This window comes from Salegentibacter sp. T436 (genome assembly GCF_001932675.1).
GTDB lineage: Bacteria > Bacteroidota > Bacteroidia > Flavobacteriales > Flavobacteriaceae > Salegentibacter > Salegentibacter agarivorans.
In genome coordinates, this window is sequence record NZ_CP012872.1 from 1,807,375 (window position 1) to 1,824,994 (window position 17,620).

At 34.9% G+C, this 17,620-nt stretch carries 14 protein-coding genes; all 14 read left to right on the forward strand.

Going from position 1 to position 17,620, the window contains the following annotated elements:
* Window positions 1-87 precede the first annotated feature (87 nt).
* The 14 genes from AO058_RS07965 to AO058_RS08030 all read left to right on the forward strand — a co-directional run bounded on the left by AO058_RS07965 (window position 88) and on the right by AO058_RS08030 (window position 17,524).
* On the forward strand, window positions 88-1,341 hold the full coding sequence (locus AO058_RS07965; RefSeq protein ID WP_232228905.1) for a UDP-glycosyltransferase: 1,254 nt from the start codon (window positions 88-90) through the stop codon (window positions 1,339-1,341).
* On the forward strand, window positions 1,341-2,264 hold the full coding sequence (locus AO058_RS07970; RefSeq protein ID WP_075325958.1) for a glycosyltransferase family 2 protein: 924 nt from the start codon (window positions 1,341-1,343) through the stop codon (window positions 2,262-2,264). The genes AO058_RS07965 and AO058_RS07970 overlap by 1 nt, the downstream gene beginning before the upstream one ends.
* Window positions 2,265-2,273: 9 nt before the next feature.
* Window positions 2,274-3,269: an N-acetylneuraminate synthase family protein gene (locus tag AO058_RS07975; protein WP_075325959.1), complete on the forward strand. Its 996-nt coding sequence runs from the start codon at window positions 2,274-2,276 to the stop codon at window positions 3,267-3,269.
* A gap of 216 nt (window positions 3,270-3,485) precedes the next feature.
* Window positions 3,486-4,643 carry a UDP-N-acetylglucosamine 2-epimerase gene (gene neuC, locus AO058_RS07980; protein WP_075325960.1) on the forward strand — a complete coding sequence of 386 codons (1,158 nt, stop codon included), beginning with the start codon at window positions 3,486-3,488 and terminating at the stop codon, window positions 4,641-4,643.
* Window positions 4,643-5,335, forward strand: coding sequence for an acylneuraminate cytidylyltransferase family protein (locus AO058_RS07985; RefSeq protein WP_075325961.1), 693 nt, complete (start codon window positions 4,643-4,645; stop codon window positions 5,333-5,335). The genes neuC and AO058_RS07985 overlap by 1 nt, the downstream gene beginning before the upstream one ends.
* The gene (asnB, locus tag AO058_RS07990; protein WP_075325962.1) at window positions 5,335-7,050 is read left to right on the forward strand and encodes an asparagine synthase (glutamine-hydrolyzing); all 1,716 of its coding nucleotides are present in this window, start codon (window positions 5,335-5,337) and stop codon (window positions 7,048-7,050) included. The genes AO058_RS07985 and asnB overlap by 1 nt, the downstream gene beginning before the upstream one ends.
* A 98-nt stretch (window positions 7,051-7,148) precedes the next feature.
* Complete coding sequence (locus AO058_RS07995) at window positions 7,149-8,561, forward strand: hypothetical protein (RefSeq protein ID WP_075327922.1); 1,413 nt, start codon at window positions 7,149-7,151, stop codon at window positions 8,559-8,561.
* Window positions 8,558-9,634, forward strand: a complete 1,077-nt coding sequence (locus AO058_RS08000) for a glycosyltransferase family 4 protein (RefSeq protein WP_232228906.1) — start codon at window positions 8,558-8,560, stop codon at window positions 9,632-9,634. The genes AO058_RS07995 and AO058_RS08000 overlap by 4 nt, the downstream gene beginning before the upstream one ends.
* Window positions 9,625-10,773, forward strand: a complete 1,149-nt coding sequence (locus tag AO058_RS08005) for a glycosyltransferase family 4 protein (RefSeq protein ID WP_075325964.1) — start codon at window positions 9,625-9,627, stop codon at window positions 10,771-10,773. Before AO058_RS08000 ends, AO058_RS08005 begins: the two co-directional genes overlap by 10 nt.
* Entirely contained in the window at window positions 10,774-12,318 is a 1,545-nt protein-coding gene (locus AO058_RS08010; RefSeq protein WP_232228907.1) for a glycosyltransferase family 2 protein, read from the forward strand.
* A 9-nt stretch (window positions 12,319-12,327) separates the two neighbouring features.
* A complete protein-coding gene (locus AO058_RS08015) occupies window positions 12,328-13,314 on the forward strand; it encodes a glycosyltransferase family 2 protein (RefSeq protein ID WP_075325965.1) in 987 nt (328 codons plus the stop codon).
* Complete coding sequence (locus AO058_RS08020) at window positions 13,314-14,081, forward strand: FkbM family methyltransferase (protein ID WP_083634153.1); 768 nt, start codon at window positions 13,314-13,316, stop codon at window positions 14,079-14,081. The genes AO058_RS08015 and AO058_RS08020 overlap by 1 nt, the downstream gene beginning before the upstream one ends.
* A 122-nt stretch (window positions 14,082-14,203) precedes the next feature.
* Window positions 14,204-15,076, forward strand: a complete 873-nt coding sequence (locus AO058_RS08025) for a glucosamine inositolphosphorylceramide transferase family protein (RefSeq protein WP_156858134.1) — start codon at window positions 14,204-14,206, stop codon at window positions 15,074-15,076.
* 81 nt (window positions 15,077-15,157) lie between these two features.
* Window positions 15,158-17,524 carry a glycosyltransferase gene (locus tag AO058_RS08030; RefSeq protein WP_232228908.1) on the forward strand — a complete coding sequence of 789 codons (2,367 nt, stop codon included), beginning with the start codon at window positions 15,158-15,160 and terminating at the stop codon, window positions 17,522-17,524.
* Window positions 17,525-17,620: the final 96 nt, after the last annotated feature.

Here is a 17,620-nt window from a genome sequence, read left to right on the forward strand (position 1 = left end):
TTATACTGAATATTTAAAAAGGGATAGTTATTATATTCTCAAATAAAAATATATCCAAATACCTATCTTTAACCAAAAGTAGAATCCTTGATCCCTCAAACCAATAAGAAAATATTAATTATTGCAGAATCTATTAATGTAGAAGATAGCAGTGGATCTAAAGCTAATGTAGCTCTTATTGAGAATTTAAAGGAAGCCGGGTATGAACTAAAAGTATATCATTACAGTAGAAAAGAAATTCAACTTAATGCTATAGAATGTATAAACATAAAAGAGATTAAATATGGATCTAATTATTTTTTGAGTAGGTTACAAAGGAAGATCCAACATAACTCAAATCTTAATTTAGCCAAGCGTTTGGAGCCTATTTTTGGGTTTTCTTTTACCTTCTTTAACGATACTAGAAGTATTGGTAAAGCTTTGAAAATGGAGAATGTTCAGGACTATAATCTGATTCTAACTTTAAGTAAAGGAGCTAGTTTTAGACCTCATTATGCCATCTTAAAATTGCCAAAATTCCATTCCAAATGGATGGCTTATATTCACGATCCTTATCCGTTTCATTTATATCCAGAACCCTATAATTGGGATGAGCCTGGATATCTTAAAAAAATAGATTTTTTTAAAGACTTAGCTGCAAAGTGTAGATGGGCTGCATATCCAAGTTTGTATTTGCAACAATGGATGGAAAGTTATTATAGCATGTTCAAAAATAAAGGTGTAATTATTCCACATCAATTAAAGAAAACTTATGAATTATCAATGTTACCAGATTATTTCGATCCTTCAAAATTCAATTTATTGCATGCCGGTAATTTGATGAAGCAAAGACCACCTTTTGCTTTGATCAATGGATTTTTAAAATTTCTTAAAAAAAATCCTGAAGCTGAAAAAGATGCTCGTTTGTTGTTGATTGGGAGTTCTTCTTATCATAAAAAAGAATTAGATATATTAACATCTAATATATTAGAATTATACATTAGTAATGGAGTTGTAAACTACTCAACCGTACTTACCATGCAGAAATCTGCTAGCGTAAATATAATTTTAGAATCTAAAGCGAAACTTAGCCCATTCTTGCCCGGAAAATTTCCTCATTGCATAAAATCAGGAAATCCTATAATGATATTAGGTCCCGCAAAAAGTGAAGTAAGAAGATTGTTAGGTCAAGATTATAAATGGTGGGCAGAAATAGATGATGTTCAACAAATAGAGAGTTTAATAAGTAGCCTTTACTCAATTTGGAAAAATTATAGTGTACAAAATAAAGAATATGAACACTTATCTTATTATATGTCTTCAGCTTATTTAAGGGATAAGCTGAATAAAATAATACTATAATGAAAGATTTTAGTATTTTAATTACTACTTATAATAGATTGCAAGAATTAAAAATTACTCTGAGTTCACTATCCGATATTATTTTAAGTGAAACTAATATTTTGATTTGTGATGATGCTTCCACCGATGGGACCTATGACTGGTTAAAAATTAATTATCAAAATATTGAGGTATATAGAAATGACAATAACAGGGGATTAATTTATTCTCGAAACTTTTTATTGAGCAAAGTAAATTCAACTTTTGCCATTTCACTTGATGATGATTCGAATTTCTTAAGTATTGATCCTTTAGGTAAAATTAAGGAGCATTTTCAATATAACAATCGTTGTGCAGTAATCAGTTTTAGAATTTTTTGGGGTTTGACCGTACCTACATCGATTCAATCAAATGAAAATTCATCCATTGTTAAAAGTTTCGTCGGATGTGGCCATGTTTGGAATATGAAAGCGTGGAATGATATTCCCAACTATCCCAGTTGGTATAAATTTTATGGTGAGGAGGCATTTGCATCATTTCAGTTAGTCCAAAAAGATTGGGAAGTACATTATTTACCATCAGTTTTAGTACATCATCGAGTTGATAATAAAGCTCGAGTAAATAATAAAGATTATTACGTTAGGCAAATGTTGGCTCTGAGAGCAGATTGGTTTAATTATTTAATTTTCTTTCCAAAATTATTTATGGTTAAAAAAATATTTTATTCACTTATAATGCAGCTAAAAAAAGCTGTACAATATAAATCGTGGAAAATTTTCAACTTAACATTAAGGGCCTTATGGTCTATATTTGAAAATTATAAACTTATAAAGTTCTCAAGAAACTCCCTTTCAAAAAATCAGTTAAAAAAATGGATAGATTTACCACCTGCTAAAATTTATTGGAAGCCAATAGGAAATTATATTGGAAATGGAAAAAATTAAATTTTAATTATGAAAATTATTGCAGAAATTGGTCAGGCGCATGAAGGCAGTCTGGGTATAGCATTAAGTTATATCAGAGCACTCGCTGAAACGGGGGTAGATGCCGTTAAATTTCAGGTTCATATAGCAGAAGCAGAAAGTAGTGAATTTGAACCGTTTCGGGTTAAGTTTTCTCAGCAGGATAAAACAAGGTTCGATTACTGGAAGCGGATGAGTTTCACAGAAGAAGACTGGAGACTTTTAAAAAATGAATGTGATAAAAATAAGGTGGAATTTCTAGCATCACCTTTCAGTAATGAGGCGGTGGATCTTTTAGAGAGATTAGGTGTAAACCAATATAAAATAGGTTCTGGGGAAGTAAATAATTTTTTATTGCTTCAAAAAATTGCCGATACGGGAAAACCAGTAATTCTATCTTCTGGAATGAGCTCCTTTAATGAGCTGGATGATACTGTAAAGTTCTTAAAAGAAAAAAAAGTCGCTTATTCTATTTTACAATGCACCACTGCATATCCAACAAAACCTGAGGAATACGGGTTGAATGTTATAGCGGAATTGAAGGAAAGGTATAATGTATCTATAGGCTATTCAGATCATTCTGCGAAAGTAGAAACCTGTATTGCAGCTGCTGCTTTGGGTGCAGAGATTTTAGAATTTCATGCTGTTTTCTCCAGAAAGAGTTTTGGTCCCGATGCGACTTCTTCTCTGGAAATAGAGGAAATCACTACTTTAGTAAATGCTGTAAGAAATATTGAAAAGGCAAGAAATAATCCTGTGGATAAAACTGATAATTCAAAATTCACTGCTTTAAAAAATATTTTTGAAAAGTCTTTGGCGGTAAATAAAGATATAAAAGATGGCCAGGTTATCCAATTTGATAATCTGGAAGCAAAAAAACCTAAAGGTTTTGGAATTCCTGCTTCCGAATTTGAGAAGGTGATTGGTAAGAAGATTAAACAGGACTTAAAGCAGTGGGATTTTTTACAAGAGGAGGATTTGAAATAAAATATTTTATTATGCGAACCGTCATTGCGAGTCCACCGCTGGTGGACGTGGCAATCTGCTGTAAGTTGTCTCCTAACACGATCGTGACTAAACTGCAACGGATTGCTTCGCTTCGCTCGCAATGACGTCTTCGCATGGAGGGTTTCTGAGATACATCACTTCCAATGACGTTCATAAACAAATTTCCTACTTTAGCAAAACTAACTGAGAACTAAAATGCCAAAACGAAAAATTTGTGTAGTAGTTACCGCCCGTCCATCTTATAGTCGAATAAAGTCTGCACTTACTGCAATTAACGCACATCCATCTTTGGAACTTCAGCTTGTTTTAGCAGGTTCTGCATTATTAGATAGATATGGGAATGCTGCAGATTTTATTGAAAAAGACGGTTTTAAAGCAAGTGCCAAAGTCTTTATGGTCCTTGAGGGGGAAAATCCTACAACAATGGCGAAAACTACCGGGATAGGTGTGATGGAGCTAACAAATGTATTCTATAATCTTCAGCCTGATGCGGTGGTGACTATAGCCGATAGGTTTGAGACCATTGCTACTTCCATTGCTGCCGCTTATCAGAATATTCCCCTGGTTCATATCCAGGGCGGCGAAGTTACCGGCAGTATAGACGAGAAAGTAAGACATGCTAATACCAAACTAGCTGATCTGCATTTAGTTTCAAGTGATGATGCCAGGGCCAGGGTAATCAAATTGGGTGAGAACCCGGAAAAAGTTATTAATACTGGTTGTCCTTCCATAGATTTAGTGAAAGAGATTTGTGCTGAACAGACACTGAATTTTGATCCAATTGAAAAATACGGCGGTGTAGGAGAAGAACTCAATTGGAAAGATGGCTACGCCGTGGTAATGCAGCATCCGGTAACTACCGAGTATCAAAAATCCCGAGAGCATATTACTGAGACCCTTGAAGCTATTAATAAATTAAACTATCCTGTTTTTTGGTTTTGGCCAAATGTTGATGCCGGTTCCGATGGCACCTCTAATGGAATTAGAACTTTCAGGGAAATGGTTAAGCCAAAAAGCATTCATTTTTTTAAAAATATGGAACCATTGGATTTTCTGAGACTCCTAAAGCATTCAAGTGCCTTAATTGGAAATTCAAGTGCAGGGATAAGAGAATGTTCCTACCTGGGATTACCGGTAGTAAATATTGGAAATAGACAAAACCGAAGGTTACGAGGGAAGAACGTAAGAGATGTTTCGCCTCAAAGGGATGAAATTTATGATGCGCTGAAAGAGATTATTAACTATAATAAATTCCCTGGCTCTCAGATTTATGGCAACGGAGAAGCCGGAAAGAAAATAGCAGAGATTTTGGCAAGCTCAGAACTCAGCTTTAGTAAAACAATAAATTACTAATGAAGATTCTTGGAATTATACCTGCCAGGGGCGGAAGCAAGGGAATTCCTGGTAAGAATATAAAGGTTCTGGCAGGAAAACCACTTTTAGGATATACTATCGAGGCAGCTTTAGATTCAAAACTGCTTACTCGATGCATCTTAAGTTCGGATTCTCAAAAGATTATAAATACTGGAAAACAGCATGGGATAGAGGTGCCTTTTACCAGGCCTTCTCAACTTGCCGAAGATAATACTCCCTCTCTTGATGTTGTAAAGCACGCTTTGTCATATTTTGAAAATGCCAATGAGGATTATGATGCTGTTTGCCTCCTTCAGCCAACAACTCCTTTTAGAAAAAAAGGCTTAATAGATGAAGCTATCAAAGAATTTGAGTCAGGAAATCATGATTCTCTTATAAGCGTTCGGGAGGTTCCTCACGAATTCAATCCGCATTGGGTGTTTGAAGAGCAGAATGGAGCACTGCAAATCGCTACGGGGGAGGAGAATATTATTTCACGCCGGCAGGAATTGCCGAAGGCATTTCATAGAGATGGGGCTATATATTTAGTCAAAACAGATATTATACTCAAAGAAAATTCGCTTTACGGAGAGAATATTGGATTTATTGAAAATTCAGATACTGATTATGTGAATCTTGATACCGAAGCCGACTGGATGAAAGCGGAAAGTATACTAAAAAGCAGGTCTTAATGTGCGGCATAGCTGGAATTATATCTCCATTTGATCGTCAACGGGATCTGGAGCAAATGCTTGAATTACAAAAGCATCGTGGACCGGATAACACGGGGAAAGTTCATGATATTGGCTTTGCTTATCTTGGACATAACAGGCTTTCAATTATAGACTTAAACGATGCTTCAAATCAGCCATTTTCTGATAATTCAGGTAGATACCAATTAAGTTTTAATGGTGAAATTTATAATTACCTTGAACTGCGTGAAGAATTAAAACCATTCTACGAATTTAAAACTGAGTCTGATACGGAAGTTCTAATGGCTGCCTATATTAAATTTGGGCAAGATTTTCTGAATAAACTGAATGGGATGTTTTCTTTTGCGATATGGGATACAAAAGAAAAATCTTTATTTGCTGCCCGTGACAGGTTTGGAGTTAAGCCATTTTATTATTCCAAAAATGCGGAAGAATTTTTCTACGCTAGTGAGATCAAGAGTATAAACGGAATCCTCAGAAACAATGAACCATCCTTAAAAGTATGGGCAAATTACTTCGCGTATGGATCATATGGTCTTCCCAGTGAAACTTTTTATCAGCATATTTTCCAATTACCGGCGGGGCATTTTCTAAGCTTTAAGAATGGTGAGCTGAAAATTCAACAATGGTATGACTTCGTTGAGAATGTTCAGAAAGTTAAAGTTTATAATAATATTGAAGAAGCCAAAGCGAAATATCTTAGCCTCTTAAAGGACAGCATTTCGTTAAGGTTTAGAGCCGATGTAGAAGTTGGTTTTAATATAAGTGGAGGATTAGATAGTTCCCTTTTACTAGCTCTTGTGAATCAATATCAGGAGAAAGAAAAGATTAGTGCGTATACATTCTATTCAGATGATGAACGATATGATGAGTTACCCTGGGTAAAAAAAATGATATCGCAAACAGGAAATCCTTTATCAAAAATTCGACTTGATGTTAATGAAGTTAAAGAATTATCGAGAACCATAAGCACTATACAGGATGAACCATTTGGGGGATTTCCTACGATTGCTTATTCAAAAATATTCCGGCAGTCAAGACAGGATAATGTGTTGGTACTTCTGGATGGTCAGGGGATGGATGAGCAATGGGCTGGATACGATTATTACCGTGGTGGAGGTCCTTCTGATACTATTCAGGGGCAAAAAAAGAATTTCTCTCCTTTTAAAATAAATTGTTTTAGTAAAGAATTATTGAAATTTGCCGAAAAACCAAATTATCCTAAGCCTTTTGATAATCAACTCCAAAACCTACAATATAGAGACATCTTCTATACAAAAATTCCAAGAGCCCTAAGATTCAATGATAGAATATCTATGGCTGCCAGTACCGAACTCAGGGAGCCATTTCTTGATTACCGATTAGTAGAATTTGCCTTTGCTCAATCTGAAAATTTTAAGATTAAAGGGGGTATAAATAAATACCTGTTACGTGAACTCGTAAAAGAACTGGTACCTTTAGGGATTTCTTATGCACCAAAACGTCCCTTGCAAACACCTCAACGAGAATGGCTTGGTGACGAATTAAGTGTTTGGGTAGAAGCACAACTAAACAGAATAGCGGAAAGCCAATATGCTGATTGGTTTGATCTTGATGAATTGCAGAAGGAATGGCTAAAATATAAAGAAGGAGAGCGGCATAGTAGTTTTCACATCTGGCAATGGGTGAATGCAAGTTTTTTGCTTCATCAATAAACTAATCGCTTAGGCTTGTAGTTAATTTCTAATTATATTTGAACACGAATTTAGCCTAATATTAGTGTAAATGCTTATTCAAGAAAATGACTAAAAAAATGGATTCCGATAACACTTTAGGCTTGGTGATTACTGACGGGGTTGGTTTTCGGAACTTTTTTTTAAGCGGTTTTTTAGAAGAAATAAAGTCGAATTTTCAGCAAATAATTATTTTTTCTGCGCTTCCCAGCTCAGTTTTCAACGAATTTGATCTTTCCGGTTGTGTGTTGGTGCATCTGGAAGATTATCGTGAATCAGGTTTTAACTGGTTTTTTAGAAAAACCAAGGAGCTAGCGCATCTTAAGAAAAATGCTGGGAATAATTTTGGGTTTCAGGATAATCTAAGGGCAAATTATACTGAATCAAATTCAAGAAGGGGTAAACTTGTTAGATTCGCCTATAAGCTTAGCGAGCGTTTTAATTCTGAAGAATCAATAGAGAGGTTCTACAGGCTTCAACAAAAAAGTTTTGCAAATCATCCTTCAACTAAAAATTATAGAAAACTTCTAAGTAAGTATAAACCTGGTCTTCTTTTTTTTACTCATCAAAGACCTCCTTATATCGCTCCACTTTTATACGCGGCGGAAAAAGAAGAAATAAAAACCTGCAGCTTTATTTTCAGTTGGGACAATCTTGCTTCTAAAGGAAGAATGGCGGGAAATTTTAATCATTATTTGGTATGGAGTGGGTTGATGAAAGATGAACTACTTCAGTTTTACGGTAGAATTTCAGATAAACAGGTTCAAGTTGTGGGAACTCCACAGTTTGAACCTTATGTGATGCCAGAGTACAGTAGTACTAAAAATGAATTCCATAATCGGTTTGACCTGGATTCTGAATTGAAGACTATTTGCTTTAGTTGTGGAGATGTCTCTACCAGTGCAAACGATCCGTTATATATTGAAACCATAGCCGAGGCTTTAATAAAAAATGAAATTGAGGAAAATCTTAATTTTCTTGTAAGAACCTCCCCGGCAGAGGAACCTGAAAGATTTACTTATTTAAGAGAAAAATATCCTTTTATAAAGTGGAATTATCCCGCCTGGACCCAAAGCAGAAGTAATCATTCTGAAACCTGGTCGCAACGAATTCCCTCAACCAAAGATCTTAAAGACCTTAGGATGATTTTAGAATTTTCAGATCTCGGTATTAATATGTGTTCTACGATGAGCCTAGATTTTATGGTTTTTGATAAACCGGTGATAAATCCCGTTTTTGGTAGTGAAAATAACGGACTTTATAACGATCAGCGCTTTTTAAAATATGCCCACTATAAAAAAGTGGTTGAAAGCGGTGCGGTTATAATAGCTGAAAATAAAAAGGAATTAATAGCAGGGATAAATACATATTTAGAAAAACCAGGCTTGCATTCCCCGGAACGTAAATCTTTGTTGCGATTGCAAATTGGTAAACCTCTTAAGGGAACTAGTGCAGGGATTGCCGCTTCACTAAAACAACTTTCCACAGCTTGAAAATTTCAAAACATATAGCAGTAATTTGTAACTACGAACTAAAGTCGGAAAGGATAGGTGGAATGGATCGCTTCTTTATGGCCTACAACCAGGCTTGTAAAGAAAAAGGTTATGAAGTAGATTGGTTTTTTAGTAACAGCCAGGTTCATTCTTTTTATAAAAAATTAAAGGTTTTTGCTTCTGAAGGAATTTCTGCAGAAAATCAGTTTCTTGAACATTCAAAGAATTCAAAGCGATATGATATTGTAGTTACTCATTTCGTCGCCTTATGCACACCATTTTTTCAGAAGCTCAAAAATAAACAGGAAGCTTATATAATCGCCGTAGATCATAATCCAAGACCCATTAATGGTTTTCCTATTAAAAAGAAGCTGAGAAATAGGCTAAAGGGGCTTTTATACGCTAAGTATATTGATTGTTTTGTGGGAGTATCAAAATATACCATTAATTGCATTCTAGAAGATTATGGCAGTCATATAAAAAGGAAGACGGCACTCGTTTATAACGGAATAAAAGCTTCTTTATATGAAGAAAAAGCGAACGAAAATTTTGGGAAGATGGTCGTGGCTTCTCATTTGAGAGAATCAAAAGGGATTCAGGATCTCATTGAGGCTGTGAATTTGCTGGCTGAAGAGAATAAAGTCTTACTCCATATTGATATATACGGGGAAGGCCCAATGCAAATGGAGTTAGAACGTAAAGTGAAGTTATATCATCTGGAAAATAAAATCACTTTTAAAGGAAGTTCTTCTGAATTGCCTAATCTGTTGCAAGAATATTCTTTTTTATTGCAGCCTACCTATATGGAATGTTTTAGCCTATCAATATTGGAAGCTCTCGCGGCAAATGTACCGGTAATTACCACTCCAGTAGGGGGGAATCCTGAGGTAATCAAAGAAGGAAAAAACGGATTTATTTTTAAAGCTGGCCATATACAAACCTTATCTTCTATTATAGACAAGGTTTTGCAAAAGCAATATAGAATTGATAAGAAAGTAAACTTGTTGGTTAAAGAGCAATTTTCTCTGGAAAGAATGGTAGAAGAACATATAAAATTGTTGCCATGCACATAGGATTTCTTACCCCTGAATACCCACACCCTAAATCTACATCATCGGGCGGACTCGGAACAAGTATTAAAAATCTTGCATCTTCTCTTGTAGCCGAAAATATACGAGTAAGTGTATTTGTCTATGGGCAAAAAACACCACGCAGGTTTAAAGAGAACGATATTGAATTTCATTTTATAGAACAGCGAAAATATAAGTTTTTTGGATGGTACCTTTATAGAAAATATTTGCAAGCCTATCTTAATACTGCGATAATTAAAAATAAAATTGATCTTATAGAAGCGCCAGACTGGACAGGGATCACTGCCTTTATGAAATTTCCATGTTCGTTGATTATTCGAATGAATGGATCTGATGCTTATTTCTGTGCCCTGGAAAGTAGGAAACAGAAATTTAAAAATCGCTTTTTTGAAAATTCAGCATTAAAATCGGCAAATGCTCTTGTTTCGGTAAGTCGTTTTACTGCAGAGAAAAGCAGGGAAATATTTAAGTTAAAAGAGGATATAGAAGTTATTCCAAATAGTATTGAGGTAAATAAGTTCTCAGGAGCTGAACAAGTAGAGATTAAAAATAGGGTTTTGTATTTTGGGACCCTTATAAGGAAAAAGGGGGTGCTGGAACTTGCCGAAATTTTTAATGAAGTAATTTATGGAAATTCGGAAGCAGAATTATTTCTTATCGGTAAAGATGTGGTAGATATTTTTGAAGACAAATCTACCCTGGAATTGTTTCAAGAAAGATTAAGTGTTGAAGCTGCAAACCAGGTTAAATATTTTCCCGAAGTAAGTTATTCAGAGATAAAAGAACATATCTCCAGGGCAGCTGTAATCGCTCTGCCCAGTTTTGCAGAGGCTTTACCCATGACCTGGCTGGAAGCCATGGCAATGGAAAAGCCACTGGTTACCTCAAACATTGGTTGGGCAAAAGAAGTAATGCTTAACGGGGTAACTGGATTTACTGAAAATCCTAAAGATCATAAAGCTTATGCAGAAAAAATCCTTTACTTGTTAGATAATCCTTGTGAGGCGGCTGAAATGGGTAAGGCAGCTAGAGATAGAGTGAAAAAGAAATTTTCAACTGAGGTAGTGGTTAAAAGAAATTTAGCCTTTTATAAGAAGATCGTTGAAAATGGAAAAATATAAATGTTTGATAAAATGGAACTAAAGCAATATCAAACGAAAGATGGAGAGTATTTACTCTATACAGGAGAACCTGATTTTAATCTTCTGGAAGATCTGGTTTCCGGGCCTGGTGATCTATGGCACAGTTCGCTGACACAAGGTTATCAAGATATTTTTCCTGAACTGGTTTATCAAACAGCTGTGTTTTGGTTTTATTTAAACGATTTGCCTAACCTGAATTATTCTGTGAACTGGAGGATTAACCCACATAGTTTTGTGGTTAGAAAAAAAAGTTGGGAATTTTTTAATGGATTTAGTGAAGAATATTTTTCAGTATCTACCGCTGCCCTAGACCTTGGTTATAGGATGTTAAGGTTTGGCGGTGCCGTTCCGCTCTTTGTTGATGGACTTTTTTCAAGCGAAAATAATGACCCGATTATTTCTGCAGAAGATCGTTATTTATTTTTTCTAAAAAATTTTAAAAAACGACATAGTTGGTATATGTATCTGAGAGAATCTGTAACTGCTCCAATAAGAGAATTTAGGTCCTATAATAAATCAAGAGGGAAAGAATTCAAAAAGCATAATTCTGTCAGTTTTCATTCAAGACCGCTTACTAACTTAATTGGTAAGCCAACTGTAGATGTAATTATTCCTACAATGTTTCGCCAGGATTATACGTTGCAATTGCTGGAAGATTATAAACATCAAACTTATTTACCCAAACGAGTTATTGTTGTTGATGCTACACCAAAAGAAGAGAGGGACATAAGTTTGTATAAAAAATCTGATTATCCTTTTGAATTGATAATCAAATGGCAAAAATCTAAAGGAAGTTGTAAAGCCAGGAATGAGGCGATTGAACTGTGTAGATCAGATTATATAATTTTTGCAGATGATGATACACGAGTCCTCTCGGATTTTGTTGAGAATCATCTTAGGTTTCTCCAAACTTATAAGGTTGAGGGTTGTACTGGATTGGATATTCAAGCCTCAGATTATCGTCAGGATTTAGATGATTTGCGTAGAATTTTAAAAGGAAAGGGGAGAGAACGCTATAAGGCAGGGGCTGCTCAAACCTTTAATAATGCGAATTCTTGCGTGAAGAGGGAATGGGTAGAAGAAATTAAAGGAAATGATATTAATTTTGATGGCGGTTACGGAGAAGATGCTGACTTTGGTTTCCGGCTTATAAAAAATGGTATGCTATTAATGTTTAATCCTTATTCGGTTAACTTACATCTTAAACCACCTTCAGGAGGATATAGATTTTGGGGAATGCAATCTTCAGTTTTAGGGAAAAAACGAAAAAGACAGCCATGGGAGTTAGATAAGCCAGTAGGTAAAATTAGACCGGTACCAAGCCCTACCATTCTTTATGGGATTTTAAAGCATTTTAAGCCTGAACAAGTGAAGGAATATAAAAAACGTTATCTCTTTTTGTACCTTTTGAAGGATTTTAAAAAAACACCTTTACGTTTTCTTAATCTACCCTTTAAAATCCTGCAATTTAATAAAGCCATGTTTTATGCTCAAAACCTTCTGAAAAGAGGGGAGCGCTTTTAATAGCATTTAATGAAATTCACCTTAATCGTTTGCACCTACCAGAGGCCGGGACCTTTGTTAACATTACTTAAATCAGTATCCAAACAAACACTTTTTCCGAATCAAATTCTAATTATAGATGGTTCTAAGAATGATGAGACCCGAAAGGAACTTGAAGGGTATTCTATTAAAAACCTGGAATACTTCAAGGTGGAAGAAGATAATCGGGGACTCACAAAGCAGCGAAATTTCGGTATAGAAAGAGTAGTCACTTCTTCGGAAATTGTTTGTTTTCTGGATGATGATATTGTGATTACTCCAACATATTTCCAAAATCTTTTAGATACTTACCAAAAATTTCCTGATGCCCTGGCAGTTGGGGGATATATTAAAAATGAAGTAGAATGGAGAAAAGATAAGGAGGTTATAAAATTTGATGATTTTGAATATGACGGATTTACAAGAAAATTGGGAAGTAGGCACCTGCTTAGAAAGAAGCTAGGCTTACAGCCAGATGTTCCACCGGGATATATGCCCAAATTTTCTAATGGCTATGCCATTGGATTTCTACCGCCTACCGGAAAAAACTATAAAGTAGAAAGTTTTATGGGGGGTGTGGCGTCCTACCGAAAAGATCTTTTTAATAAAATTAAATTTTCATCTTACTTTGAAGGCTATGGCCTTTATGAAGATATGGATTTTTGCCTGAGAGCTTCAAAATTAGGTCAGCTATACGTTAATACTGCAGCACAACTTTATCATTATCACAATGAATCTGGTCGTCCCAATCAGTTTAAATACGGCAAAATGGTAATAAGGAATGGTTGGTATGTATGGCGGGTAAAATATCCTTCACCGGGTTTAAAGTCGAAGATAAAATGGCACGCTACAGCTTTTTTATTAACTTTAGTTCGATTCAGTAATGTCCTTAACACTTCACAAAGAAAAAAGGCTTTTACCGAGAGTCTGGGACGAGTTATAGGATGGTGGAGTTTGCTAATAAATAAACCAGTTTAATGAGAGGAGTTATAAAATTTTTACCCAAATTTATGACGGAACGAATTAAAGTTTTTTACTATAATTCAAAACAACCCGGATATAAGTTTAGCCTTAAAAACAATTCTTACAAGACAGAAACAGCTTCTTGGTCTATTTTTTCTTCCACTCCCTTATATTTTATTACAAAGGAAATTGAGCGTTATGAACAATATTATAAGATTGGTAGAGATGATACTGTAATTGATGCTGGCGCTTTTAATGGAATCCTCAGTTTGGTATATGCTGAAAAAGCGAAATCTGGTAAAGTATTTTCATTTGAGCCCGATAGAAAGAATTTACAAGGATTGGACGAAAACTTAAATTTAAATGGAAACCCAAAAAATATTCAGCTTATTAAAGAAGGGCTTTGGTCTTATAGGGGAGAAATTAAATTTTATGAAGCGGGCAGTGTCGCCTCTTCATCATTTTATAAAGCTGAAGATTCTCAGGAAAATATAATTTCAGTTACAAGTCTTGATAATTTTGTTGAGGAAAATAATATTAAAAAAATAGATTTTATTAAAATGGATGTTGAAGGCGCAGAGCTAAATATCCTAAAGGGAGCAAGAAAAATGCTTTCGAATTTCAAACCCAATTTAAGTATTGCAACCTATCATCTAGTTGAGGGGGAATTAACTTATAAATCAGTTGAAGAGTTTTTTAAGGAGATGAATTATCCTTGTGAAACTGTATTCTTCAATGATGGTGAAATTATAACATATGCAGGTCCTCAAATAGAAAATTGAAAATGAGAAAAATTTTAATATGGTTTATTAGTTTTTTTTTATTCATTCTGATAATCCTTTTAATCTTTAATTATAGATATCCTTTTATAACTCCGGCCGTAGGAAATTGGTCAGTTGGTTATATGCAAACCCAAAAGTTCTTTTCTGCACCAAAATTGGACAAAAACAACATTTTTAGTTACAAAGAAATCGATGCTTTAATTCCTGAAGATATTAATTATATAGCTGATCCCTTTTTTATTCAGGATAGTTCAAAATTTTATTTGTTTACAGAGTTAAAGGGAAGAGGCAATGCCAATATTGTTTTGTTCTCATCAGAGGATGGAAATAAATATCAATACCAGGGAATCGTTCTGGATGAAGATTTTCATCTTTCTTATCCGCAAGTCTTTAAATATAAGCATGAATATTATATGCTCCCGGAAACTAAGGGAAGCGGAAATGTTTTATTATATAAAGCAAGAAAATTTCCATTGGAATGGGAGGTAGAAGATACTTTACTACATAATACTGGAATTAAAGACCCTTCTATTTTATTAAGTGAAGAACTGAACCTTATAGTAGGGGTAAATGATAATCTTGAACAACTTTTTTTCACGGCAGATTCTTTAGATGGAAAATGGAAAGAACATCCAAATTATAAATCGAAATGGGGGAATGAGAGTAGACCCGGAGGTCGATTTTTTAAATTAGATGAAGAATGGTATTTGCCTGTTCAAAACAGGACACTGGGATATGGAACCGGTATTTCAATACATAAACTGAAGAACAATTCCGGGCAATTAGAGTTAACTTTAGCCCACAAAATGTATCTAGGTCCTCAACCAGAAATTCCCTGGTTTAATCGGGGGATGCATCACCTGGATGTGCAGTCAAACGAAAAAGGATATTATATGGTATACGACGGGGATAGAAATACAAGTGGAGAAAAGGCTTTTCAATATAAAAGAACTTTAAAATTTAATTTTGTAGATCTTTATAATCTTTTTCAATAAATGCGTTTCGCTGTAATTACATATATTCCCCATTCAATACAAAATAATAAATACTACAGCTATTCACCATATATTAGAGAGATGAATATATGGTTTCAGCAGGTAGATGAGGTCTTGATACTTGCACCTGAAAATAGTTTAAAACCAATAAATAATGAAGAAGCCTATAGAACTAATAGTCTTAATTTTTTCAAGGTTCCAGCTATAAGTTTTACAGGAATAGGAAAGGTTCTTACTTCATTAATAAAGTTACCTTATATTTTTTTTTCTGTATTTAAAGTAATGCAGAAAGCAGATCATATCCATTTGCGCTGTCCAGGCAATATTAGTTTAATAGGATGTCTTCTTCAGGTCTTTTTTCCGAAGAAACCTAAGTCGGTTAAATATGCAGGAAACTGGGATCCAGAGGCTAAACAACCCTGGACATATAGGTTTCAGAAATGGATTTTAGGTAATAGGTTTTTGAGTAGGAACATCAAGGTACTGGTCTACGGGGAATGGCCGAATCAATCAGATAATATAATACCTTTTTTTACTGCGAGTTTTTCAGAAAAAGCCAGAGAATCGATAGTAAAAGATTTTAAACAACCTTATAAATTTATTTTTACAGGGAATCTGGTGGATGGCAAAGGAATTTCTGAAGCTATTGAACTTATTGATAGTCTTAAAAATAAGGGAGTGGTTTCAGAACTTGATATTTATGGTGACGGAGTACTGGAAGATTCTTTAAGATCGTATATTCAAAAGAAAGAACTCCAATATCTCGTAAAACTAAAAGGTCGTAAAAGTCTGGAAGAATTAAAGCAGGCTTATAAAAAAGCACATTTTGTTGTTTTACTCTCAGATAGCGAGGGCTGGCCTAAAGCCCTGGCGGAAGGGATGTGGTATGGCTGTATTCCCCTCGCTATGCCTGTTTCTTGTGTGCCCTGGATGCTAAATTACGGGGAGCGGGGTATAATAATTCCGGGTATAGATCAGAGAATAAAGAGTAGAGAGAAGAGAGGGATTTTACTAAATAATATACATTCAGATAAATCTCAGAAAGGCCGTCAGTTCGAGTGTTCCGACGTGAGTCGGGATGTATCGAGAATAGGTTTTTCTGAAAAAGACTTGTCAAAAATAATCAGCCTAATAGAGAATCCAGAAAAACTGAAGCAAATGTCTATTGCCGCCCAGGAATGGAGTCAGCAATATACTTTAGAAAAATTTGAAAAGGCAATCCAGAAAGTTTTAGGAAAGCACAACCAACAACCCATAACCTACAACCGAGAACTCACAAACGATAACTCCAAACAACAAGCGCCAAACACCAAACGGAGAAACGAAAACCCACAACCCACAACGGATAACATTCATCGAGAAACCCCAAACCGGGAACCATTAAGAGTACTGCAATTAATTGATAGTTTACGCCCCGGTGGTGCAGAGCGAATGGCGGTTAATACCGCTAATTCGTTAGAGCCATTCGTGAATGGATCTTTCATTTGCTGTACACGGCAGGAAGGTTTACTAAAAGAAGAATTAAAACCTGAGGTGGGATACCTGTTTTTGGATAAAAAATCCAGTCTCGATCCAAAAGCGATTCTAAAATTCACAAAATATATTCGTAAGAATAAAATTGATATTATTCATGCTCATGGAACCTCCTGGTTTTTGGGAGTGTTGATGAAGTTATCGAATGAAGTAAAACTCGTATGGCATGATCATTATGGGGAAAGTGAAAATTTGGAAGCAAGAAACATAAAAGTGCTTAAGCCACTTTCAGGATATTTTGACGGAATTATATCTGTAAATAAAGTTTTAAAAAAATGGGCCGAAAAAACACTGAAGGCTGAACGGGTAATTCATTTAAATAACTTTATTGTTGAAAATGGAATAAAAAGTCCATTTCCTAAATTAAAAGGAGAAATTGACAGGTTTAAGATTATTTGTGTTGGAAATATAAGACCGCAAAAAGATCATCTTAATCTCTTGAGGGCTTTCGATATAGCGGCGGTATCTAACCGGATGATTAGTTTACATTTAATAGGGGAAGATCCTGACACTGTCTACTCTAAAGCTGTGCTGGAAGAAATTTCTTCATCTGCAGCCGCTGATAGAATCTTTTTCTACGGAACCCAAAAGAATATCTCTAAAATATTAAAGCAGGCGGACCTGGGAATTTTATCCTCTCGTTCGGAAGGTATGCCTTTGGCATTAATGGAATATGGAATGGCCGATCTGCCGGTTGTATGCACAAATGTGGGGCAGATTCCAGAAGTAGTTGGAAACGCCGGAATTTTGGTGGATCGGAAAAACTCCGAAGAACTTGCTCAGGCAATTTTAAGTTTTGCTGAAAATAAGGAACTTTGTTTACTTAAAGGAGCAGAACTAAAAAGTAGAATAAGTTCTCGATTTGGAGAAAATTCCTATAGATTAGATTTACTTAATTTCTACAAAAGAATTTAAGTTTATTCAAGCGAAATCTTATTGAAACAAGTGAGTAAATAAACAGGTTCTAGAATATTAAAATTTATTCGATGATTTCATCCTGAGATTATATAT

Bases quoted from the DNA above. Each gene is read 5' to 3' on its own strand.
- AO058_RS07970 (WP_075325958.1), top strand. From the start codon at position 1,341: ATGAAAGATTTTAGTATTTTAATTACTACTTATAATAGATTGCAAGAA.
- AO058_RS07975 (WP_075325959.1), top strand. From the start codon at position 2,274: ATGAAAATTATTGCAGAAATTGGTCAGGCGCATGAAGGCAGTCTGGGT.
- neuC (WP_075325960.1), top strand. From the start codon at position 3,486: ATGCCAAAACGAAAAATTTGTGTAGTAGTTACCGCCCGTCCATCTTAT.
- AO058_RS07985 (WP_075325961.1), top strand. From the start codon at position 4,643: ATGAAGATTCTTGGAATTATACCTGCCAGGGGCGGAAGCAAGGGAATT.
- asnB (WP_075325962.1), top strand. From the start codon at position 5,335: ATGTGCGGCATAGCTGGAATTATATCTCCATTTGATCGTCAACGGGAT.
- AO058_RS07995 (WP_075327922.1), top strand. From the start codon at position 7,149: ATGGATTCCGATAACACTTTAGGCTTGGTGATTACTGACGGGGTTGGT.
- AO058_RS08005 (WP_075325964.1), top strand. From the start codon at position 9,625: ATGCACATAGGATTTCTTACCCCTGAATACCCACACCCTAAATCTACA.
- AO058_RS08010 (WP_232228907.1), top strand. From the start codon at position 10,774: ATGTTTGATAAAATGGAACTAAAGCAATATCAAACGAAAGATGGAGAG.
- AO058_RS08015 (WP_075325965.1), top strand. From the start codon at position 12,328: ATGAAATTCACCTTAATCGTTTGCACCTACCAGAGGCCGGGACCTTTG.
- AO058_RS08020 (WP_083634153.1), top strand. From the start codon at position 13,314: ATGAGAGGAGTTATAAAATTTTTACCCAAATTTATGACGGAACGAATT.
- AO058_RS08025 (WP_156858134.1), top strand. From the start codon at position 14,204: ATGCAAACCCAAAAGTTCTTTTCTGCACCAAAATTGGACAAAAACAAC.
- AO058_RS08030 (WP_232228908.1), top strand. From the start codon at position 15,158: ATGAATATATGGTTTCAGCAGGTAGATGAGGTCTTGATACTTGCACCT.